This is a genomic window from Lacrimispora sp. 38-1, assembly GCF_049890855.1.
Taxonomy (GTDB): Bacteria; Bacillota; Clostridia; order Lachnospirales; family Lachnospiraceae; genus Lacrimispora.
Map to the genome: position 1 here is coordinate 20,850 of NZ_JBANEW010000006.1, position 23,612 is coordinate 44,461.

Annotated in this window: 20 protein-coding genes; 17 read left to right on the forward strand and 3 right to left on the reverse strand. The window is 42.1% G+C overall.

The features are described from left to right. Window positions 1-53: 53 nt before the first annotated feature. The 6 genes from V7D18_RS01765 (at window position 54) to V7D18_RS01790 (ending at window position 5,915) form a co-directional block, all read left to right on the forward strand. The gene (locus V7D18_RS01765) at window positions 54-575 is read left to right on the forward strand and encodes a DUF6886 family protein (protein ID WP_426150873.1); all 522 of its coding nucleotides are present in this window, start codon (window positions 54-56) and stop codon (window positions 573-575) included. Between the two features lie 272 nt (window positions 576-847). Next, entirely contained in the window at window positions 848-1,831 is a 984-nt protein-coding gene (locus V7D18_RS01770; protein ID WP_426150875.1) for a hypothetical protein, read from the forward strand. 237 nt (window positions 1,832-2,068) lie between these two features. Beyond that, window positions 2,069-3,400: an RNA-binding domain-containing protein gene (locus tag V7D18_RS01775; protein ID WP_426150877.1), complete on the forward strand. Its 1,332-nt coding sequence runs from the start codon at window positions 2,069-2,071 to the stop codon at window positions 3,398-3,400. Between the two features lie 166 nt (window positions 3,401-3,566). Then, complete coding sequence (locus V7D18_RS01780; RefSeq protein WP_426150879.1) at window positions 3,567-4,100, forward strand: cysteine hydrolase family protein; 534 nt, start codon at window positions 3,567-3,569, stop codon at window positions 4,098-4,100. Between the two features lie 67 nt (window positions 4,101-4,167). Further along, window positions 4,168-5,223, forward strand: a complete 1,056-nt coding sequence (locus tag V7D18_RS01785) for a BtrH N-terminal domain-containing protein (RefSeq protein WP_426150881.1) — start codon at window positions 4,168-4,170, stop codon at window positions 5,221-5,223. Window positions 5,224-5,267: 44 nt separating this feature from the next. Next, window positions 5,268-5,915 (forward strand): GyrI-like domain-containing protein, encoded by a 648-nt coding sequence (locus V7D18_RS01790; protein WP_426150883.1) that lies wholly within the window; start codon window positions 5,268-5,270, stop codon window positions 5,913-5,915. 32 nt (window positions 5,916-5,947) lie between these two features. Here V7D18_RS01790 and V7D18_RS01795 read toward each other — a convergent pair whose 3' ends face one another. After that, the gene (locus V7D18_RS01795) at window positions 5,948-7,927 is read right to left on the reverse strand and encodes a sigma 54-interacting transcriptional regulator (protein ID WP_426150885.1); all 1,980 of its coding nucleotides are present in this window, start codon (window positions 7,925-7,927) and stop codon (window positions 5,948-5,950) included. A gap of 222 nt (window positions 7,928-8,149) precedes the next feature. Here V7D18_RS01795 and V7D18_RS01800 point away from each other — a divergent pair, with 222 nt between their 5' ends. The 7 genes from V7D18_RS01800 to V7D18_RS01830 all read left to right on the forward strand — a co-directional run bounded on the left by V7D18_RS01800 (window position 8,150) and on the right by V7D18_RS01830 (window position 15,591). Further along, a complete protein-coding gene (locus V7D18_RS01800) occupies window positions 8,150-9,841 on the forward strand; it encodes an ABC transporter substrate-binding protein (RefSeq protein WP_426150887.1) in 1,692 nt (563 codons plus the stop codon). An 87-nt stretch (window positions 9,842-9,928) separates the two neighbouring features. Further along, entirely contained in the window at window positions 9,929-10,849 is a 921-nt protein-coding gene (locus tag V7D18_RS01805; RefSeq protein WP_426150889.1) for an ABC transporter permease, read from the forward strand. A 14-nt stretch (window positions 10,850-10,863) separates the two neighbouring features. Continuing rightward, complete coding sequence (locus V7D18_RS01810; protein WP_426150891.1) at window positions 10,864-11,721, forward strand: ABC transporter permease subunit; 858 nt, start codon at window positions 10,864-10,866, stop codon at window positions 11,719-11,721. 18 nt (window positions 11,722-11,739) lie between these two features. Further along, window positions 11,740-12,735: an ABC transporter ATP-binding protein gene (locus V7D18_RS01815; RefSeq protein ID WP_426150893.1), complete on the forward strand. Its 996-nt coding sequence runs from the start codon at window positions 11,740-11,742 to the stop codon at window positions 12,733-12,735. Then, entirely contained in the window at window positions 12,732-13,721 is a 990-nt protein-coding gene (locus tag V7D18_RS01820) for an ABC transporter ATP-binding protein (protein ID WP_426150895.1), read from the forward strand. The genes V7D18_RS01815 and V7D18_RS01820 overlap by 4 nt, the downstream gene beginning before the upstream one ends. Before the next feature lie 29 nt (window positions 13,722-13,750). Then, window positions 13,751-14,857: a M42 family metallopeptidase gene (locus V7D18_RS01825; RefSeq protein ID WP_426150897.1), complete on the forward strand. Its 1,107-nt coding sequence runs from the start codon at window positions 13,751-13,753 to the stop codon at window positions 14,855-14,857. Window positions 14,858-14,859: 2 nt separating this feature from the next. Further along, window positions 14,860-15,591, forward strand: a complete 732-nt coding sequence (locus tag V7D18_RS01830; protein ID WP_426150899.1) for a gamma-glutamyl-gamma-aminobutyrate hydrolase family protein — start codon at window positions 14,860-14,862, stop codon at window positions 15,589-15,591. 96 nt (window positions 15,592-15,687) lie between these two features. On the opposite strand, the gene V7D18_RS01835 is transcribed toward V7D18_RS01830, so the two are convergent. After that, window positions 15,688-16,446: a response regulator transcription factor gene (locus V7D18_RS01835; RefSeq protein ID WP_426150901.1), complete on the reverse strand. Its 759-nt coding sequence runs from the start codon at window positions 16,444-16,446 to the stop codon at window positions 15,688-15,690. Beyond that, window positions 16,424-18,148 carry a cache domain-containing sensor histidine kinase gene (locus tag V7D18_RS01840; protein WP_426150903.1) on the reverse strand — a complete coding sequence of 575 codons (1,725 nt, stop codon included), beginning with the start codon at window positions 18,146-18,148 and terminating at the stop codon, window positions 16,424-16,426. Before V7D18_RS01840 ends, V7D18_RS01835 begins: the two co-directional genes overlap by 23 nt. Before the next feature lie 343 nt (window positions 18,149-18,491). Between V7D18_RS01840 and V7D18_RS01845 the strand changes: the two genes are divergently transcribed. Genes V7D18_RS01845 through V7D18_RS01860 form a run of 4 tightly spaced genes read left to right on the forward strand, consistent with a single transcriptional unit; the run spans window position 18,492 to window position 23,601 of the window. Continuing rightward, the gene (locus tag V7D18_RS01845) at window positions 18,492-19,823 is read left to right on the forward strand and encodes an ABC transporter substrate-binding protein (protein ID WP_426150905.1); all 1,332 of its coding nucleotides are present in this window, start codon (window positions 18,492-18,494) and stop codon (window positions 19,821-19,823) included. A gap of 13 nt (window positions 19,824-19,836) precedes the next feature. Next, on the forward strand, window positions 19,837-20,715 hold the full coding sequence (locus tag V7D18_RS01850) for a carbohydrate ABC transporter permease (protein WP_426150906.1): 879 nt from the start codon (window positions 19,837-19,839) through the stop codon (window positions 20,713-20,715). Further along, window positions 20,712-21,533, forward strand: coding sequence for a carbohydrate ABC transporter permease (locus tag V7D18_RS01855; protein ID WP_346064407.1), 822 nt, complete (start codon window positions 20,712-20,714; stop codon window positions 21,531-21,533). Before V7D18_RS01850 ends, V7D18_RS01855 begins: the two co-directional genes overlap by 4 nt. A gap of 16 nt (window positions 21,534-21,549) precedes the next feature. After that, complete coding sequence (locus V7D18_RS01860) at window positions 21,550-23,601, forward strand: beta-glucosidase (protein ID WP_426150908.1); 2,052 nt, start codon at window positions 21,550-21,552, stop codon at window positions 23,599-23,601. Window positions 23,602-23,612: the final 11 nt, after the last annotated feature.

The following is a 23,612-nucleotide window of genomic DNA, read 5'->3' on the forward strand; positions in this document are numbered from 1 at the left end:
GGTCTTAGAGTTAATATAATCTTAAAATTATTGTGCAAAAGAAAGTGAGCAACATGCGACTATTTCATGTAAGTGAAGAAAATAATATTGATATTTTTAATCCAAGAATTCCAGAAAGAAATGACTTAGATAAAAGTGTTGGCTTAGTATGGGCAATAGATGAACAGCACCTACCAAACTTCCTTACACCAAGAAATTGCCCGAGAATAACATATCATGTTGGAGAGCAAACTTCAGTGAAAGACAAAAGAGATTTTTTTACATCACCAGATATTAAGCATGTTGTTATAATCGAAAGTAAATGGTTTGAAGCTATGAAAAACACCTGCTTATTCATATATGAGTTTGATCCGAAAGATTTTGAATTGCAGGATAGTATTGCGGGATATTATATATCTAAAGTGAGACAAATACCAATTGCTAAATATACAATTAGTGATTTATTTGCGGCTTTATTTGAAAGAAATGTTGAACTACGAGTTGTAAAAAATCTATGGGATATTTCTGAAAGAATTAAAGTAACAACATTAAATTGGTCAATATGTCGAATGGGGTATGCACAACCGAGAATATGAGAAATGTATGAAGCTCTGCTAAAACTTACAAGACCACTAACTATGATATTAAGTTATGGTCTTGTTTTTTTATACACAAAACTGAAATTTCCCGGAGTACCATATTCCTGCATATTTCTTGACAGATTTCCTTAAAGAAGGTAAAATATGGGTATTAAAAGCTTATATTTCTACGCTAATCTGATGTTATGTCCATAAGCAGAGTTAATTACAATCATATCAGAATATATTCATGTAATAAATCCATAACAATATATAAAGGGGGAAATGGTATGTTTTTACACAAAAAAATTATGGCTATGTTGGGGGCAGGCATGTTTATGATAGCGGTTCCGTTTACGTCTATGGCTTCTTCCAACACAATCCAGGAGGTAAAAATTAATATTGATTTACAACAAGATGGGAACGATTTAGATGTCAGTGTCACCACCGATTCCAATATGTGCCGTGTAGATGATGTGGCTGTACTTAGTGGGTCGGATATTAATTGGACGAATGATGATGCGCATATTCTGAAAGTTCAGCTGAAGGCTGAAGATAACAATACGTTTACTTATGGAATAGAAAAGCATATATCGATAAGTGGTGCCAATGGAACGTTAGTGAAAGGCCAGTCAAATGATTGGGAAATAACAGCATATATCGCGTTAGATGTTTTTAATAAATATAACATTAATGTGCGTGATTTAGCTTTAAGTGATCTGGAATGGGATGAGATGAATGGGATAGCCAGATGGAACGCAGCGGGTGACTCAGACAAGTATGAGGTGCAGCTTTACCGCGGCAGCCAATCCGTAACTTCTGTGTTTAAAACTGAAGAAACCAGCTATGATTTTTCCAGTTTTATTACCAAATCTGGTTCTTATACCTTTAAAGTTCGTGCTATAACGGATACGTCACTTAAGGGTAGCTGGAAAAAATCCGAATCCTGGCATGTAAATTTGAAAGATGCTGAAAAGATAAGTTCCGGTGGTTCTGCTGATACGCTGTCAGGCCCTGGGGACAGCCGCAGTGGCAAATGGATAAAAGATGATAAAGGCTGGAAGTATCGAACGGATAATACTTATACGGTCAGTAACTGGAAGTATATTAATGATAAATGGTATTACTTCAATGAATCAGAATACATGGTGACTGGTTGGGTCCATTGGAAAGATAAGTGGTATTATTGCGGTGATGATGGTGCCATGGATATCAATATAACGACACCGGATGGGTATCGGGTAGGAAACGATGGAGCATGGACTGGGTCATGATAGTTATTATGTCCTATAGTATGTGAACTGCATTTATAACATTTAAAAAGCCTTGTATTACAGGGCTTTTTATTATGGGTGATGACCCTGTTGAACACGTTGAAATGGCATTATCATAAATTTTTTAGAAATAGATTGAAAAAACCGAAAAGTTCCTATTGATTTCTTGCTAATTATTGCTTATGATTATTATCAGCGAGATTATTAGCGAGATTATTAGTAAGGAGGCGATTCTTTATGATTGAGAATAAAATTACCGAATTTAAGCGTGAATATATGGACGACATCAAATATGCGGTGATTGCTTTTGCAAATACAGATGGTGGTAAAATCTATATTGGAATAAATGATAATGGAACAGTTTCAGGAGTTTCAGATGTGGATGATACAATGCTGCGTGTAACCAATATGGTGCGTGATGTGGTTCGCCCGGATGTGACTATGTTTATGGACTGTGATGTGGAAACTATTGATGATAAACAGGTCATTGTTGTAACAATTCAGAGAGGAACTTCTCGTCCATATTACTTGCATGGAAAAGGTGTCAGACCGGAAGGTGTTTATGTGCGTCAGGGTGCGTCTTCTGTTCCGGCATCCCAAACAATGATTTTAAATATGATTAAAGAAACCAGTGGAGATAGTTATGAGGATGCTCGTTCGATCAATCAACAGTTGACCTTTGAGGAAACTTCTGCGTATTTCCAAAAGAAAAAAGTAGAATTTGGTGATGCACAAAAACGCACTATGAACATAATTAGCCAAGACGGTACTTACTCCAATCTGGCAATGCTGTTATCTGACCAGTGTGTGAATACCATCAAAATGGCGGTGTTTGAAGGCAGCCAGAAAAGTGTATTCCATGATCGTAAAGAGCTTACAGGTTCTCTGTTACAGCAATTAGAAGACGCATACGCTTATATTGACCTATATAACCGAACCCGTGCGGAATTTGCGGGGTTAGATAGAATTGATACAAGAGATTACCCTGCGGAAGCACTCAGAGAAGCATTGCTTAATGCTATTGTCCATCGAGACTATTCTATCAACAGTTCTACTTTGATTAGTATTTTTGATGATAGAATCGAAATTGTGACCATTGGTGGTCTGGTATGTGGTGTTTCTTTTGAGGATATCATGCTTGGTGTTTCGGTACTTAGAAATCCACACCTTGCAAATGTGTTCTATCGTTTGAAACTGATTGAAGCATACGGAACCGGGATGCTGAAAATCAATGAAAGCTATGCAGAGTTCGGTGTGAAACCAAAGATTGAAGTAACAGACAATGCATTTAAGATTACATTACCAAATGTAAACTACGGAAAATCTGGCAACGGAAATCACGAACAGGATAAGAAAAAGCCTGCTCAGGTATCTACAGATACTCGTGAAAATACTGTGATTGATTTGCTTGAAGAAATGGATACTATTGCTCGTAAGGATGTAGAAACAACTCTTGGGGTATCACAGGCTACTGCTGTTCTGATTCTTCGTGAAATGGTTGATAAAGGCATAATTGAAAAAGAAGGTGGCGGTAAGTATTTAAGATACCGCTTGAAAACAACAGAGTAAACATAAAAATGGGGTAAACTGTACCCTGATAGTAAGACACAGAAAAAGAGGCTGTGTTTAACTATTAGGGTACAGACTTAATATACTTTAGCTGGGCAATTTGTATAATCTCTTTTTTTAATTGACACCCTAAAACCTTACATGAAAAATACAAGGAGAATTTAAAATGAACTATGATGCATTAATTATTGTAGACATGCAGACGGCTTTGGTGGAAGCAGAACCTTATAATAAGGTGGCTGTGGTAGAAAATATAAAGGCATTATTGGATTCCTGCAGAAAAAGGGGAATCCCGGTAATTTACGTTCAACACGATGGTGGAAATGGCGATGAGCTGGAGCATGGCAGCAGCGGCTGGACGATATATAAAGATATCGCTCCTTTGCCAGACGAAAAAATATTTGAGAAACAATATAACAGTGCATTTAGAAAGACCGGACTCCATGGATATCTCCGGGAGAAAGGTGTAAGAAACATTATCTTATGTGGTATGCAGACGGAGTATTGTTTAGATGCTACCTGCAAGGTAGCTTTTGAATATGAATATGAGGTAACCATACCACATTCAACAACGACAACATTTGATAATGCTTTTGCAAGCGGTAAAGAATTAACAGGATATTATGAAGATAAAATATGGAACAACCGTTATGCGAAAATTGTTGGTATGGAACACATTTTAAAATTGATTTGTTCTTGACTCTTTCATAATGTGAGGGTTTATACTCCTGTTGTAAGATATTATAAACGTCAGGAGGCTTGGATTAATGCAGAAGAAACTAATTACGCTAAAGCATCACGCAGATGACTATGAATGTATGTGGAATGGAATTGAAGACTTGTATATACGGGAGACTGGAGAGACGCTTCCGCCGAGTTTCTTTTTCATTCTCGCCTCATTCGGATCATTCTGCTACATGAAAACACCAAAATCTAATTTGAAACGAATGATTGCATTGGGAGACGGCCGCACGAAGAAGATGTATGAATTTCTTGCTCCTATTGTAGGTTTTGAATACAAACATTACGAGTATAAGATGTTTGAACAGGCAATCAACAAGGCTAAGTCGGAAATTGACGCCGGCTATCCCCCTGTTTTGGGGGCACTTGATATGTACTATCTGCCATACTATTCAAAATTTTATCTTGGAGAACATATTCCATTCCACTATATTTTGATGACAGGTTATGATGATGAAGCACAGTGTATAGAGTTGTTTGACTGTGGGCGTGAAGAAATGCAGGTACTTCCTTATACAGAACTGCGTAAAGCGTGGAATTGCAGCTATTCTGGCTTGTCCAGACCAAACACAGTCTGCACGGTCAGATTAGGTGCCACAAAAACCAAATACCAGATTGCAAAGGAAGCGTTGGAAAAGAAATCAAAAATGTTTTTATATCCGCAGGTGGGCTTTGCCGGCAGAAAAGGATTTCAAAAGTTTATACAAGAATTACCTAAACTAAAAAGTGAACTTACGAAACAGGATTATGATCTTATACTCTCTAACCTGGTAATGTTTTTCGGTGCAGTGCCCACAGTGCCTAACGCGCTGCGGGGAATTAGGGAACCGGACGAAGTAAACTTTAATGGTGGATTTGATAAAATGTGCCGTGTTCTCAATGAAATAGGAAAAGAATTTGGAAATGATACATGGCTTAAAGTGTCCATTATATTCCAACAGGGAGCCGAAATCATCTCGGAAATTAAAGATGTGATTGTGGCCTATTTAACTGGTGAGGAGGATAGGACGGACGAACTGACGGAATTGTTTACAAAGATAATGGAGATTATGACAGAAGGCTTTATTCTTTTGGAAACATAGTATTCTATATCTTAAGGATAATAAATAATTCTTGGAGGAAAAAAATGGCTTTTGATTTTAAGAAAGAATACAAAGAGTATTATATGCCCAATAACATACCTGAAATGATAACTGTTCCGGTCACAAATTATATCGCAGTGAGAGGAAAAGGGGACCCAAATCAGGAAGGCGGAGCATATCAGAATGCGATGGGGATTCTATATGCGGTTGCATATACCATTAAAATGAGTTATAAGGGTCCACATAAAATAGAAGGTTTTTTTGAATATATAGTCCCACCTTTGGAAGGATTCTGGTGGCAGGATCATGTCGCGGGTGTGGACTACACAAACAAGGACGCATTCAATTGGATTTCAGTTATTCGTCTGCCGGACTTTGTGACAAAAGGTGATTTTGACTGGGCAGTGACAGAAGCGGGTAAAAAGAAAAAACTGGATTGCTCTTCGGCTGAGTTCCTGACGGTAGACGAGGGGGTATGTGTGCAAATCATGCACATAGGACCATTTGATGATGAACCTGTTACCGTTGCCATTATGGATGAGTATTTGCATGAAAACGGGTATATAAATGATATAACAGATACACGTTTTCACCATGAAATTTATCTTTCGGATACCCGTAAAGTGCAGCCCTCTAAATGGAAAACGGTCATACGACACCCCATAAAGAGACTTACTTTATTCCGCGCGTAAAGTAATTTAGAGCAAAATGTTAATAAACTCCTTTAAAGTAAGGTCATACCCAGTTCCGTAATCTCGCACCCGCCTTTCGTTCGGTTAATCTGAAGCATTCCTTCTTCCGAAAGCTCTTTCAGCAGACCCCTTAATTTTCCCTCGCTTAAATTTATGTCTTGTTCTGAAAGCAGTTTTTGTATGATACTTCTTCCTGCTCTGGGAGCGGAGGCAATGACGGATAGTATCGAAAGCTTAACTGCACTTTGAGAGTCAGGTGCTTTGCGGAGCCGAGTTGTGATATAGGAGGGCAGCTGGGAAAGAATCAGGGGATGAGCTGCATAATTGATAAAAAAGTAACGGGTCAGATTAAGAAGTTCCTGTACGTTTCCGGGATAATTATAGTTAAGCAGAAACTCCATCAGGCTGGGAGAAAGGAGCTCTTTCACACTCAGCTGGGTGCCGTGAAATAAATTCTGGAAAAAATATTCCATTAACAAAGGGATGTCTTCTTTGCGTTCCCTCAAAGGAATGGTATCTATAGGAGAGGAACTGAGCATAAAAAACAGCTCTTTCCGAAATGTGCCATTTACTACATCTGTATAAAGATCATGGTCTGCTGTTGCAATGATGCGCAGATCGGATGTATCTGGCTGGCCGGAACGAAGCCCTCCTCCATTTTGTAATGCTTCAATAAGAAGGTCCTGCACTTGGAGAGACAAATGCTCCATGTGCTCAATGAGAAGCGTGCCGTGTCCGGCTGCTTGCAAAAAATCTGCCAGATGATGCGCCAGAGAACCATTGTATGCCATATCTTCGAAGGAAGGATGAAGAATGGACAGAGGTTGCTGCCGGCGTTTGGAGGCCTTATGAATTGCAGATGCAACCATCTTTTTCTGAGTTCCGGTTTCTCCTTGAATCAATACTGGAAAGTCATATAGTGCGAGCCGCCGGGCGTATTCCAGCATACTTTTGACATGGGAAGAAGCCGTTATGATATTGGAAAACCCCGTATCCATGAGCGTATTCTGCTGTCTTTGGTTTCCTTTGGCGGAATTAGCTCCATGTACTGACTTGGAAATGGGGTTTTTATTGCTGGTCAGTAAATACGTGAAAGGATTATTGGGAAAGGAAATCTCCAATATGCTTAATTCTAATAAGTCACCTTCTTCTGTTTCCCATTTATAGTCGGCGTTATGAAAAAAGTTTTCTGAAATCTGTTCCAGGGGAAGGAATTCCGACAGCTGTTTTCCGCAGGCGTTTTCCACCGGCATATCAAGATCAGTGGAGAAGTTTCTGTTCATCATCATGATCTCTCCCTGTGCCGTTGTGAGACATATACCTGCAGGCAGATTTTGGATTACAGTCTGAAACAGCTGCTGGGAATGCACATAATTGCTGTAATAGGTGCCTGTCAGTTTTGTTATCTGCAGAATTCGGTTGATATAGCCCTGGGTGATTTGGTTGGAAAGACTCGGAGGAAGATGAAAACAGGAACATAATTCATTAATAGTTGAAATATCAAGAATTCGGTTTCCGATATTAATTACATTTTTAACATGACCGGGGACCAGCTGAGGTTCTCCGATGGTGATGGCATACTGAATGGATTCATCCGGTTCCCCGCACTCTGGATAATAGGGAACAAATTTATACTGGGTAATACCGGCAGCCCGAAACTGTTCTATAATCACGGGAATGGAATCATATACATCATTTACCAGATAGACAGTTTCGTTAGGCGGGATACGGATGATCTGATCCAAAAAAACGTGGTTGAATGTACGGGTACAGATCAGCTGTGTAACATCGTCGGGAATAGTAAGGGGAAATGCTGACTGCACATGCGTATTAGAAAACAGGATGCACTGATATCCGGTTATCTGTGAACTGTCATGGACCTGATATAAATTGATTGTATCAAAAGAAATGTATTTCCCTAGAATGGAATGGAGATAGGTCTGGAATTCCAGGCGGATTACCGGATTAATGCATACGATCAGTACATGAAATCTCGGGGTTGGTTCGGTCATAGAGTGCCCTCCTTTTATTTATTTGGTTAATAATAGAACAAAAGACTGTTTTAAACAACCTAATTTGTTTAGAAATTTAATTTCTATATAAAAATATTTTTTTTAAAAGGTATTTATTTGACAAATCATACTTTAACTATTTACAATGACAAAAAAGCGAGGAAGCCTTTACTGCAGGACTGACCTTGCTTTTCGTTTATGAAAGTAGAAGGAGGAGATTCGATGAGAAAAGGTTTAAGGTTATGGAAAGTCACAGTGATCGCGGCGGCAGTGGCGGTACTGACCGCATGTGGTTCTTCAGCAAAAACCGGACAAGAGACAGCCGTTTCAGCATCAACTGCGGAAAAAAGTCAGGGAGGCGAAACCGCTGCTGAAGGCAATGCGGAATTTACAGAGTCTGCTTCACAGGAAACTGACATTACAGCAGCAGTTAAGGTGGACTTTACCACCATGGATCCTGTGGATACCAGTGATACCCTTTCAGGGGGCATTCAGCGTATGATGATGGATGGAATGTTTGGATTTGATGATGATATGAAGATTTATCCGATGCTGGCCACAGGATATGAAGCAAATGACAATGCCACAGAATTTACGATTACCCTTAGAAAAGGCATTTCCTTTACGGATGGAACTCCCTGGAATGCAGATGCGGCAATTGCAAATTTGGAAAAATTAGGAAACAAGAATCTGGGATTAAAGCGCACCACGCTTTTATGCAATGTTCTTGACCATGCAGATAAGATTGATGACTATACCATTAAAGTGACTCTGGTCCAGCCCTTTGGTGCTTTTATCAATACTCTGGCTCATCCGGCCTGTGTTATGATGAGTCCTAAGCAGATTGAGGCAGGTCCGTCTGCATGTGCGGAAAATCCGATAGGTACAGGGCAGTATAAATTCGTGGAATGGGTACCGGGAGATCACTTAAAGCTGGAACTGAATAAGGACTGGTGGGGATATAATGCTGATATCTGCGACGGGAACCCCTTGGCAGAGAGCGATGCAGGTTTTAAGAGTATTGTTTTTAAACCTGTTGGAGAGGGTGCAACCCGTGTGGCAATGATTCAGTCCGGAGATGCGCAGATTATCTGGCCGGCACCTACGGAAAGTATGGAAGCATTAAAGTCTGATACCAACATAACCGTTAATAAGGGACAGAGCATTGTAGTATGGTATTTTATGATGAATAACCAGAAGGCTCCATTTAATGATGTAAAGGTACGCCAGGCTGTAAGCTATGCAATCAACAAGGAAGCTTATGTACAGGTTGTCATGAATGGACTTGGTACCCCGGCGACCTCTGTAATTGGTCCTGCTGTACAGTATTATAAAGCCAACGATCCGCTTGCATATGATCCTGCAAAAGCAAAAGAACTTTTAACAGAGGCTGGTTATCCCAATGGCTTTACGGCTAAATTAATGTATGCCAATACCTCGGAAAATCAAAAGAGAGCGGAATTTTATAAACAGCAGCTTGCAGCAGTAGGAATAAATTTAGAGCTTAATGGGATGGAGAGCGCCATATTAAACCAGAAAGTACAGGGTGCAACTGGTTCTGGTGCAGATGCAGAAGTAGAATTCTATATGTCCGGCTGGTCACCGTCAACCGGTGATGCGGATTGGGGAATTCGGCCTATATTAGCAAAAGAGTCTGAACCTCCGATGAGCTATAACATCTGCTATTATGAAAATGATGAATTGGAGAACTATATTAAAACAGGACTTCAGAGCGCAGATGACTCCGTACGAAAAGAGGCTTATGCAAAAGCTCAGGATCTCATCTGGAAGGATGTTCCTATGGTATGTGTTGCCTCCGATTATAACACATGGGTGACCAGTAACAAGGTGACTGGTGTTAAGATTTACCCAGATGGAGCAATTAATATGAAAAATGCCAGGATGTCTAAGTAAACTGGTACGGAATGAGGAAAGCGGCGGTGTCCTGTGTCTGGGACACTTTTGCCGTTTTATCCCATAGAACCATAGGAGATGAAAAGGATGCTGAAATATACCTTCCGGCGTGTACTGGGAACCATCCCCACGCTGATCATTGTAGTAACCTTTGTTTTTTTCTTTGTAAGGCTGATTCCCGGTGATCCTGCCAGACTGGTGGCGGGAGAACAGGCAACACAGGAGGATGTGGATGCTGTCAGGGTGCAGTTAGGTCTGGATGAGCCGGTAACCGTTCAGTATATCCGCTATGTTACCGGACTTTTAAAAGGAGATCTGGGAAATTCTCTGCGAACAAAGCGGCCAGTCGCAGTTGAAATAAAAAGCAGGTATCTTAATACTCTTTCTCTGACGGTTATGAGCCTTGTATGGAGTACGATAGCAGGAGTATTCTTTGGTGTATGGTCCGGAAAAAACAGAGGAAAGTGGCAGGACTACACGGGAATGACCATAGCGGTTTCAGGAATCTCTCTTCCTGCTTTCTGGGTGGGGTTTCTTCTTATAATGCTCTTTTCCGTAAAACTCCGCTGGTTTCCTACAACAGGTGCAGGAAGTATTAAAAATCTGGTGCTTCCTTCCATAACTTTGGGAATCAGTATAGCAGCCGTAATTGCCAGATTCACCAGATCTTCCATTATTGAGGTATTAAAGGAGGATTATATCCGCACTGCCAGAGCCAAGGGATTGGGAGAAAAACGGGTAACCTGGAGCCATGCGTTCCGTAATTCCATGATTTCTGTAGTTACGGTAGTGGGGCTTCAATTCGGATACCTTTTAGGAGGGTCTGTAGTAACGGAAGCAGTGTTTGCATATCCCGGAATTGGGTCTTTGCTCATTGAATCTGTAAACTACCGGGACTATCCCGCGATTCAATCACTGATTCTTATTTTTTCTCTGCAGTTTATTCTCATTAATCTGGTTGTGGACATTTTATATGCAGTCCTTAACCCGGAAATTAAGCTTGGATAAAGGAGGATTGCAAAATGGCGAAATCAGACTCAAAAACGCCTGCATCAGAAGCCGTTAAACGATTTAAAAAGCAGAAAAATGCAGTCGCAGCACTTATCTTTGTATTGCTTTTAATCGTTATCGGCATATTTGGCCCGGTGATGGCGCCTCATGGAATCAATGAATTTGATTATAATGCAATTTTAAAAGGACCCAGTATCACTCACTTTTTCGGCACTGATGAATTTGGACGGGATTTGTTTTCCAGGATTCTGTGCGGTACCCGGATATCCCTTTCCATTGGACTGCTTGCGGTCACTGCAGGTGCGGTGTGCGGAACTTTTCTGGGACTGGCAGGAGGTTATTATGGTGGAATAATTGACTCTGTAATTATGAGAATCTGCGATACTCTGTTTGCGTTCCCGGGGATTATCCTGGCAATTGCCATCGTGGCGATTTTAGGAAGCGGTCTCTATAATGTGGTGATAGCGGTAGCAGTCTTTTCCACTCCTACATTTGCAAGACTGGTCAGAGGAAGAACTCTGGCATTAAAAAATGCCATATTCGTACAGGCTGCAAGGAATTTAGGGGCGCCCAATACCAGGATTTTATTAAAACATATACTGCCGGGAGCAGTTCCTGACATTATCGTCCAGTATACCATGTCAATCGGTTCCTCCATTCTGACGGCCTCCAGTTTAAGCTTTCTTGGAATGGGAGCCCAGCCGCCCACACCAGAATGGGGGCTGCTTTTGGCCAACGGACGCACTTACATGATGACGAGCATTCACACAACACTGTTTCCAGGTGCTGTCATCTTCCTTACAGTATTAAGTTTCAATATTCTGGGAGATGGACTGAGAGATGCACTGGATCCAAAGTTGACGGATTAATAAGGAGGTGGTAAATAGTTGAGTGAGAAGAAACATATTCTGGAAATAAAAAATCTTCATACATATTTTTATACAGATGAAGGTGTTATAAAATCGGTAGATGGAGTGGATATTGAACTAAAGAAGGGAGCAACTCTGGGAATTGTGGGAGAATCAGGGAGCGGGAAAAGTGTAACGGCGCTCTCTGTCATGAGCCTTCTGACAGGGACCAGAGGAAAAGTAACCGAAGGGGAAATCCTTCTTAACGGGGCAGATATCGTAAGAATCAGCGAAGCGGAAAAACGAAGAATAAGGGGGGGAAAGGTTTCCATGATATTTCAGGAACCCATGACCAGCTTAAACCCGGTGATTAAGATAGGAAAGCAGCTGATGGAATGTGTGCTGCAGCATGAAAATGTATCCAGAAAAGAAGCTTATGAAAAAGCTGAGAATATGCTTCGATCAACTGGTGTACCGCGTGTGGAGCGGATGATGAAAGAATACCCGTTTCAATTATCCGGCGGCCAGCGCCAGAGAGTGATGATTGCCATGGCGTTAATCTGCAAGCCTGAGGTGCTCATAGCAGATGAACCAACCACTGCGCTTGATGTAACAATTCAGGCTCAGATTTTAGACCTGATGGATCATTTAAAAAAAGCAACCGGAACCTCCATTCTGTTTATTACCCATGATCTGGGAGTAGTTGCAGAAATTTGTGACGAGGTAGCTGTTATGTATAGCGGCCGGGTGGTAGAAAAGGGAGATGCTGTTTCCATATTTGAATCGCCGTCTCACCCTTATACTAAGGGCCTGTTAGACTCCATTCCTAAACTGGGGCTGCAGGTAGAAGAGCTGGAAACCATTCCCGGAAATGTACCGGATCCAAGAGATATGCCGGCCGGCTGCAAATTCGCGCCCAGATGCAGGGAAGCTATTGATTTATGCAGTCAGAAAGAACCCGGTTTTTATAACATGGGAAGTGGTCACGTAAGCCGCTGCTGGCTTTGCAGAAAGGAAGGCGGTGAGGAATCGTGAAAGAGGAACTTTTACAGGTAAATAATTTAAAAATTTATTATCCTGTATCATCTAAACAAATTGGTAAGAAGGAATATGTGAAAGCGGTTGATGATGTTTCTTTTCGGGTTAAAAGAGGCGAGGTATTTGGAATAGTCGGAGAATCTGGCTGCGGGAAATCCACGTTGGGAAGAGGAATCTGTAAGCTGGAAGAACCGGATTTTGGAAAAGTCCTTTTGGAAGGAGAGGATATTTCCAAATATAATTCCAGGCAGATGCAGCCTGTGCGTAAAAAAGTTCAGATGATATTTCAAGACCCTTATGCTTCCTTAAATCCCAGAATGTCAGTATATGATATTATCGCGGAGCCGCTTATAATACATCGGCTGACACGGAATCAGGATGAATTGAAAGAACGGGTATACGGTCTTTTAAAGAAAGTGGGTCTTGACGAGTATCATGCCAGACGCTATCCCCATGAATTTTCAGGGGGTCAGCGTCAGAGGATCGGCATTGCCAGAGCCCTTGCAGTAGAACCACGGCTCATTATTGCTGATGAACCAGTATCTGCTCTTGATGTTTCCATTCAGGCACAGGTGCTTAATCTGCTTAATCAGCTTAAAAAAGAATTTTCTCTTACTTATCTGTTTATTGCACATGACTTAAGCGTGGTGGAACACATCAGTGACCGGGTTGGAGTAATGTATCTGGGTAATTTCGTTGAGGAAGGACCTAAAGAAATGCTTTACTGCAATCCGCTTCACCCCTACACCCAGGCTCTTTTATCAGCGGTGCCGGTCCCGGACCCTTTAAAAAAACGGGAGCGGATCATACTGGAAGGTAACATTCCGTCTGCTCTGAATCCGCCTGCAGGCTGTAAATTTCACAGCCGATGCCCAAGATGCATGGAACACTGTTCTTCTCAGGTCCCAAAACAGTATGAAGTGGAACCGGGACATTTTGTATCCTGCCACCTTTATGAAGGAAATAATAAATTTATAAAATAAGAGATGAGTACTAATAGGAGAGACACATTATGGATATGGAAATGTTAAAAAATTTATCAAATGCTTTTGGGCCCAGCGGCTTTGAAGAAGATGTGATAAGAGCAGCTGCGCGTTATCTTACTCCGTATCAGATAGAGAACGATGCCATGAATAACCTATATGCACGGATGTCGGGTACAGACTCAGAGAAACCTGTGATCCAGCTGGATGCCCACTTAGATGAGTGCGGCTTTATGGTACAGTGTATTCATGACAATGGCTGCCTGGGAATTATCATGCTGGGAGGGTTTCATCTTACCAATATACCTGCTCATTCCGTTGTAATTAGAACCAGGAGCGGAAACCTTATAAAAGGAATCATTACATCAAAGCCGGTTCATTTTATGACAGAGGATGAGCGGAATTCTCAGAACCTTGATATCGGCCAAATCTATGTGGATATCGGAGCGATTAACAGCAGAGAGGTTGAAGAAGCAGGAATTTCCATTGGAGATCCCATGATTCCTGATGTGTCGTTTGAATATCATGAGCAGCAGGGAGTCTGCTTTGGAAAGGCGTTCGATAACCGGGCGGGCTGTGCCTGTATTATTGATACGATGGACAAGCTCCGAGAAGAAAAAAACCGCCTTGCGGTCCAGGTGGTAGGGGCTTTTGCGGCACAAGAAGAAGTGGGAATGAGAGGAGCAGAAGTAACAAGCCAGATAGTGAAGCCGGATCTTGCCATAGTTTTTGAAGGTTCACCTTCTGATGATTTCTTTTTTTCACCTGGAATTGCCCAGGGTAAGATGAAAGGAGGCGTCCAGATTCGCCTCATGGATAAAAGTTATATTTCTAATCCCGCTTTTACTGAATTTGCGGTAAACACTGCAAAGAAATTTGGTATTCGGTTTCAGGAAACGGTACGCAGAGGGGGAAGCACCAATGCCGGAAGGATCAGCTTAACCGGAAAAGCAGTTCCTGTTCTGGTGCTTGGAGTACCTTCCAGATATGTTCACACTCATTATAATTACTGTGCCAGAGAAGACCTGGAAGCTGCAGTAGAACTGGCATCTAAAGTAATACTGGAACTTGACAATGATGCAATCCGACATATCTGCCGTCAGGATATTCTGGATAAGGTGCTGGAGGAACGCTGAGTATGAAAAAGCCGGTAATAGGGATTTTGGGAAATACATTTATGACCCAGGTGGGACTGTTTAACAGTATGGAAAGAACTTATGTAAATAGCGATTATGTCAATGCTGTTTTAAAAAATGGAGGAATTCCTGCAGTGATTCCTGCAGTTTCTGTTCTTGAGGACCCTGAAATGGCCTTAAACTTTTGTGACGGAATTTTATTTCCGGGAGGGGAGGACATCCATCCCTGGTATTATAACGAAGAACCTCACCCGTTGTCAGGGGAACTTCGTCCTGAGATTGACCAGGCACTTATTGAAGCCGGAACTTATTGTCTTGAGAAGAAGCTTCCTATGATGGGAATCTGCAAAGGACATCAGCTCATAAACATCCTGCTTGGCGGAAGTCTCTATCAGGATATGTCTATGAAAGAAGATCATTCCATACAGCATCTTCAGAAGCGGGAAAGAAGCAGTCTGACCCACCGGATTCATATACAGGAAGGAACCAGACTTGCAGGGATTCTGGGTGCAGGAACCTGCGAAGTAAATTCCATGCATCATCAGGCAATTAAGGTGCTGGGAAAGGGGTTAAAAGCTACTGCCTTTGCTGCAGATGGTACGATTGAAGCTATGGAGGATGAGGAAGGGCTGATTCTCGGGCTTCAGTGGCATCCGGAAAATTTAGTCGAAACTGCAGTAAAGATGAATCTGCTCTTTTCTGATTTTATATCTACCTGTAATAGCAGTAAATAGCAATAATGATTTGTGCTCTGATACCGAACCACTCTGCTCTTAAAAACGGCAGAGTGGTTGTTTAAGAGAATAATATATAGCAGATTATTTATATATTTAAGTCTTATTCCGGTATTCACTGGGCTGGATACCCACATAGGATTTAAAAACCCTGCTGAAATAAGCACTGTCCGGATATCCGGATAGTTCCCCCACCTTCTGTACTTCCATATCCGGATTATGGAGCAGCAGCCGTTTTGCTTCATTGATCCGAAGTCTGGTCAGATACTTGGAAGGCGTTTCTCCAGTACTTTTTTTAAATATCTTTCCAAGATATTCAGGTGTAAATCCGAATTTCTCACTCATTTCCTGAAAGAAAACTTCCTGCTTATAATTCTCCTGAAGATATTTTTCCATAAGTCTGCAAATAGATTCCTGGCTCAGTCTTTCGTTAACGGTGCAGTAGGATTCCAACACATCAGTTTCGGATTTCATGGTAATCAGCAGTTTCTGAAGTGATTCGAAAAGGCTTTCAACAGTAACCGGCTTTAATAAATAATCTACGACTCCATAACGGATTGCGGACTGGGCATAGGAAAAATCATTATACCCGCTGATAATAATAATCTTAACACTGGGATGGTTTTTCTTTAAATAGCTTGCCAGTTCAATTCCGTCGCACTGGGGCATGCGGATATCGGTAATGATGAGATCGGGACAGTTTGCTTCTGTTAATTCTATGGCCTCCAGCCCATTAGCTGCTTCGCCGGCCAGCTTAAGAGGTAAATTTAAGGAAGTTATTTTCTTGATCAGGTTTTTTCGAATGAGGCTTTCGTCTTCCGCTGCAAGATAACTATAGCTCTGGATGGTGTTCATAATATTCCTCCCTTGACTGATAGATAGGGCCGCCCACTATAAAGCTGGTTCTGCCGGGACTGGAACAGTCGATTTGAAAAACCGCTTCGGTCCCGTAGAGAAGCCTTAAACGAAGGCAGACATTTTTAAGTCCCATATTGCCGATCTGCAATGAATTCCATTCTTTATTCATATCCAGGTTTTCGTAGAGCTGTAATAGTTCTTCTTTCTTTTCTTCGCTTAACAGACCTCCATTATCCTCTACCTTTAAGTACCACTGCCCGTTTTCGGAATAGGAAGAAATAGACAGCTGCCATGGCGGAGTAATCTGAAATCCGTACTTGAAGACATTTTCCACAATGGGCTGAATAATGAGCTTTGGTATATAGATTTGTTCTGTACCTTCTTCCATGTTCATGGTATAGGTAAAACCCTCATGAAAACGCATCTGCATACAGTTTAAGTAGCATTCCGTATAGAAAATTTCTTCTTTAAGCGGAACGATCATTTCCCTGGAAGAAGAAATATAGCGGAAATAATCACAAAGATAACGACACATTCGTATGATGTCCTCATTCATATTTTCCTCCGCCATAACGGAAATATTGGTCAGGCAGTTATAAAGAAAATGGGGATTGATCAGTGACTGGGCGGCCTGAAACTTGGCCCGGGTTTCCTCGGACTTGGACAATAATACCTCCTGTGAAGTGGAACGCAGCTTCTCGTACATGCTGCGAATGGACTCGCAGAGCAGGGAAAGTTCTTTTATACTGCTGTCAGCGGAGGTTAAATTAACCTTTTTTTCATCAAGGACACGACTGATGGTAATTTTTCCTGTGGCTGCTGTCAGTTTTTCCAAGGGGGCCGTCAAACGCTTGGAAATAAAAAAACAGATGAAGAGTGTTACCAGAATGGATAATGCCCCGATCAGGAAAAATGTTGTCCGGAAAAGAGAAAGAGATTTATAAAAAGCGGATTGGGGTCTGATTAGGATGACAGTCCAGTCGTAACCTTCAATAGTCTGGTATGTAAAGAGAAATTTTCCACTGCTTTCTGTATTTAAGACTCCTGTCTGGCCTTCAGCGGCAGCAGCCTGAGTTATCATGGCATAATAATCTGGATAAGGGGAATCGGAGGCGTATGGATAAACAAGTTCTTCCCTGGAATTGTAGATAAAAACCCGGCTGTCCGGATTCTGACTTTCAAGCTGCGAGGAAAGGGAAAAGATTCTGTCACAATCCTGGACAACTTCAACAATACCCTCCGGCGTACCGTCTGTATTGAGAAAAAGGCGTACCAGGGAGATGAATTTCTGAGATTTCTGATTTTCACCTTTGGCAGGCAGTTCTCTGTTTACCACGGGTGCTGTTATGTACTTATGTCCGTTTAATGCGAGAGTCTGGGAATACCAGGGCAGGCGTTCCAAATCTACAGTAGTGGTTCTAAGCCAGTAACCGGCCTCCACGCAGGAACCGTCCATCGTATATAAGTTAATTTCAGATGCGCTCTGATATGCTCCGATCATGGCCGTTACGATGTCGTGAATTGCCATCGCTTTTTCCCGGGAAGCAGCCTGGTCTGCGGGCGCCGTGCCGTCTCGCTGGTATGTGGTGGAAAACTCCCTGAAATTCATTTTTATAGCGTTGGAATATACGATGTTCATGGAAATCGAGGAGATGCTGTCAAGCTGGGTCCTGACGGAGCTTTCTACCGAAGCGCACATATTTTCTAAATCCTTGGAAGCATCCTTTAAGGCATTTTTACGGTAATGGCTATAAGTAAAAACAAAGAAAATAATCAGTAGTATCAGGATAAAAAGACCATATATAATAAAGAGATACCATTTTTGGGAATATTGTTTTCCTGACTTTTTGATAGAAAAGCACCTCCCTTCGTGAACAATATTATACAATGTAGTTCAAAAAAATGCAAATGGCAGTTCGGAATTGTCTATTTTGCCACAGCGCTCGATATGATATTATGAATTTATAACAAAACATTGCTTTTTCCAAAGGTATTTCCGGAAAAAGTACCAAGTCTAAGTGAGAAGAATAAAGGAGAAGGTCATGAAAAAGAGAGGAAAGAAAATAATCAGTCTGACTTTGGCGGCTATACTCGCGGCAGGAATGACAGCGGGCTGCAATTCGGGAGGCAGCAGCGCAAAAAGTGATGACAGCAGTGGTTCCAAAAAGAATGTTACGCTGACATTTGGCAGTCATCAAAGCGGTCTTCCTACTTCCGGTATCGTTCAGGAGCTTGCCAAGGAGTTTGAAGGAGAAACCGGAATCAAGATCGATTTTCAGATTTCCCCGGATGCTCAGTGGAGGGATTTAATTAAGGTAAAGCTTGAGTCCGGAGAAGCCCCCGATATTATATGTGCAGATACACCAATCAGCCTTGTCTCCAGTATTCACATGGATAAGTATTGTGCTGAGCTGACAGATCAGGACTGGGTAAACCGATTGGATGCAAGTGCAAAGTCGGCCGTTTCTGTTGACAGTAAGGTATACGGAATTACTTTTCCAGGCGCAAAGATGTATTTCTATCTCTATAATAAAGACATTTTCAACAAACTGGGACTGACTGTTCCCACCACTTATGAAGAGTTTAAAAATGTCTGCCAGAAAATCAAAGATTCCGGTACCACGCCGATTTATGAAGCTACCACCAATGGCTGGCACCAGGTGCTTCCGCTGTTTGAGACAGGCGGCTTGTGGCTGGCTCAGGATCCGGATATTTATCAAAAATTAAATGACAACAAAATTGATCTGGATGAGATCCCGGCACTTTCTACCATTATAGGGCAGTTAGATGAATGTGCCAGAGCAGGATATTTTGGAGACGATTATTTAAGCAATGCATGGGAAAACGGGAAAGAGGCAATGGCCTCCGGAAGATGTGCCATGACAATTGCGGAACTGGGGTACCGCGGCCAGATCGACGCCGATTATCCTGATTTTAAAGCAACTGAGAAATTAGGAGCTTTCGTTATGCCGTGGGGGGATAATCAGACCATTGGAGTGAACCCTGCAAGCAATGCTTATTTTATTAACAAGGACAGCAAACATGTAGAGGAAGCAAAACAGTTTTTCGAATTTCTTTCAAGACCTGAAAACTTACAGAAACGTCTTGACGGACAGCCGGAGTTAAGCAATTTATGCTGGCCTGAAATCAAGAGCAAATATTCGGAAGAGGATCAGAAGTTTTTGGATTCCTTAAAAAAGGCCAATGTGGTTCAGACCTCAGTTAATTATATAGACAGCCAGTGGATGGATGTAGGAAAAGATCTGGAATCCATGTATACCGGTGCGATGACACCCAGGGATGTTCTTGATTCAATTATGAAACGGCGAACGGAGCAGGCAACTCTGCAAAAAGATCCTGGCTGGACAAAATAAAGGAACGATGCAAATGAACAGAAAAAAAATATACCCGTGGTATTATGCTGCCGGTGCAGCCATTCTCTTCTTTCTCCTGTGTTTCCTTCCGGGAGTGCTTGGAATCGCCTATTCCTTTACAGACTGGAATAATTTCAGCGATGAGATACATTTTGTAGGACTGGCAAATTACAGGACGGTTTTTCATGGAAATTCGGAATATATGAAATACATAGCCAATACTCTGTGGTTTACAATTGCTACAACGGTTCTTAAGACTGTTGTAGGGCTGGCTCTGGCTCTGTTATTAACTCAGACTTTCATCAGGGGTAAAAATCTTCACCGTATGATTATATTTTCGCCCCAGGTCATGTCCTATCTGGTGGTAGGTCTGGTTTTCCGCAGCATGCTTCATCCCACAACCGGCTTTTTAAATAATTTCCTGAGAGGAATCGGATTTGGAGGGCTGGCAAAAAACTGGCTGACTGATTTAAAACTTGTGTTTCCAACTGTGATTTTAGTTGATACCTGGAAGGGTATGGGATATATCATGGTGATAGTAATTGCGGGGCTGCTTTCTGTAGCCCCGGAGTACTACGAGGCTGCCAGCATTGACGGAGCCAGCTTCTTTAAAAAATTTACCTGTATCACCCTGCCGCTTTTAAAGCCGGTTCTTGTAAATGTGACTGTATTAAATGTTACGTATGGCCTGCGTGTCTTCGACATGATCTATTCCCTGACAAACGGCGGACCGGGTAATGCAACAGGGGTGATCAATACAGCAGTATATAAAGAATTTTCCAAAGGCAATCTGGCTATGGGCACCACTCTTTCCAGTATATTATTCTTTGTGGTTCTGTCTCTTCTGTATTTCATTATCTGGTCCATGGAAAACAAGGAGGTGGATATATGATGAAGAAAAGCATTGTTTCCATAGCGGGAAACCTGATATCATTTCTGATCAGTCTGATCGTCCTGCTTCCGCTGGCGGTGTTATTTATCAATTCGTTTAAGACCTCAGCGGAAGCCAACCGGATGACTCTTTCCCTTCCGAAAAAATGGGTAGTTGAGAATTACATTACAGTGGTGGAAAAGGGGAAACTGTTTTCCTCCTTTTTAAACGGAATCCTGTATGCATCCTGCAGTGTGGTGATTATTGTTATTCTGGTATCGGCTGCTGCTTTTGTGATCTCCAGGAATCAAAAGGGGATCAACCGCTTTTTGTACTATTTTATTATTTCAGGAATCGCAGTCCCCATTAATAACGTTGCGCTGATGAAAGTCCTCCAGGTTCTTCACCTTGTAAATACACGAATTGGCATTATTCTTTTATATGCGGCTATAAATATTCCTTTAAGTCTTTTTCTTTCCTTTGGATTTATTGCGACAATTCCGAGAGAGATTGATGAAGCGGCAGTTATTGACGGATGCAGCCCCCGCCAGCTGTTTATACGGGTTATTGTACCGTTAATAAAGCCGATTATGTCTACGGTATTCGTACTGGAGTTTATGACGGTCTGGAACGATTTTACCATGCCGCTGTATTATTTAAATAATTCTGGAAAGTGGCCTATGACCCTTGCAGTATACAGCTTTTTCGGAGCATTTGAAAATTCATGGAATCTGGTGGCAGCCGACATTATATTGACACTGGCACCGGTGTTAATTGTATTCATATTAGGTCAGAAGTATATTGTCGGCGGAGTATCCGCCGGTTCGGTGAAAGGATAGACAACAGGAGGTTTTCATGGAGCATGAGATTGATGAACTGGTAAAAGAGCTGACACTGGAAGAAAAAATAAAGATGATACACGGACAGGGGATTTTTCACACAGGAGGAGTAAAACGTCTGGATATTCCGCCTCTCTGGATGTCCGATGGACCGATGGGAGTGAGAAGAGAGCTTGAGGATGATAACTGGAATCCCAGAGGCACCACAGATGATTTTGTTTCCTACCTGCCCTCGAATACCGCACTCACATGTACCTGGAGCCGCAGACAGGCAGAGAGGATGGGCCGCGTTCTGGGAGCAGAGGCAAGGGGAAGGGGAAAGGACGTAATTCTGGCTCCCGGAATCAATATAATCCGCTCTCCGCTTTGCGGACGTAACTTTGAATATATGAGTGAAGATCCATATCTTACTGCCCAGCTGGCAGTTCCATTAATAAAAGGAATCCAGGAAAATGATACAGCTGCCTGCGTGAAACATTTTGCAGTTAACAACCAGGAAACAAACCGCCTGTCAGTCAGCGTAGAGGTCAGTGAGCGGGCACTGCGGGAAATCTATCTTCCAGGCTTTGAAGCAGCAGTAAAAGAGGGAAAATCGAAAACTGTTATGGGGGCCTATAATAAATTACGGGGAAATTTCTGCTGCCACAACCGGTATCTTCTTCGGGACATTCTTCGTAAGGAATGGAATTTTGACGGAGTTGTGATTTCTGACTGGGGTGGTGTCCATGATACGTCAGAAGCGGCATTGGGAGGGCTTGATATTGAAATGTCCGTTACCAATGATTTTAATGATTATTTTATGGCAGATCCGCTTTACAAAAAGGTGCTGGCAAAGGAAGTGGATGAGGAGATTATTGATGAAAAGATCAGACACATTCTGAATTTAATGAACAGCCTGTCCATGCTTGGTGATAAAAGGAAAACCAGAAGTCCGGGTGTATATAATGCCCCTGCTCACCGGGATGCAATCCTGTCCTGCGCAGAAGAGGCTGTCGTTCTTCTGAAAAATGAAGAAAAAAGGCTTCCTCTGGCACTTGCTGGAAAGAAGCGTCTGGCGGTGATCGGTGAAAATGCGGACGCACTTCATGCGTCTGGGGGTGGAAGTGCAGGAATCAAGGCATTGTATGAGATTTCTCCTTTGATGGGGCTTAAGATGGAGGCCGGCGGAAACATTGAGGTGGTATATGAACCTGGAGCAGGGGAAGATGGAGTGAAAAGAGCCTCAGCTCTGGCCGCAGAATGTGAAGATGTGATTGTTTTTTGCGGTCTGAATCATGAATATGATGTGGAAGGACAGGATCGTAAGGATATGAAGCTCCCTGCCGGACAGGAGGAGTTAATCTCTGCAGTGTTAAATGTCAATGATAATGCGGTGATTGCAGTACTGGCGGGGGCACCGGTGGATTTGGAAGCCTTTGCAGACCGTGCAAAAGCCATAGTCTATACCAGTTACAATGGGATGGAGGGCGGACGGGCGCTTGCCAGAGTCCTTCTGGGAAAAGGTAATCCTTCCGGAAAGCTGCCGTTTACTTTACCAAAGTGTCTTGAAGACTGCCCTTCCCATAAGCATGGAGAATTTCCGGGTGGTGAAACAGTTGTTTACGGAGAAGGAGTATTTGTGGGTTACCGTTATTTTGAATCAGAAGATGTTAAGGTACGATACTGTTTCGGTCATGGATTATCTTATGCTGAGTATGTGTATGAGAATCTTAGAGTTGAAAAAACCAGTCATGGCTTTACTGTAAAAGCAGATGTAGAAAACTGCGGAAAACGGGCGGGCTTTGAAACTGTTCAGATTTATGTCAGAGCTGCAGGAAAGAATGTGATAAGACCTGTCATGGAACTGCGGGGATTCGATAAAATATCATTAGAGCCTGGAGAAAAAAAGACACTTACTTTCCGTTTGGCTGAAAAGGCTTTTTCTTATTACAATGAAGAGCAGAAGTGCTATACTGTACCTGATGATGAATATGAGATTTGTGTTGGCAGTTCTGTTTCTGATATACGCTTAAGACAGTGCGTAGAGGTCAGGGAATGCGTATTAGAGACAGAAAAATATGATATGTAATAAACTGATCA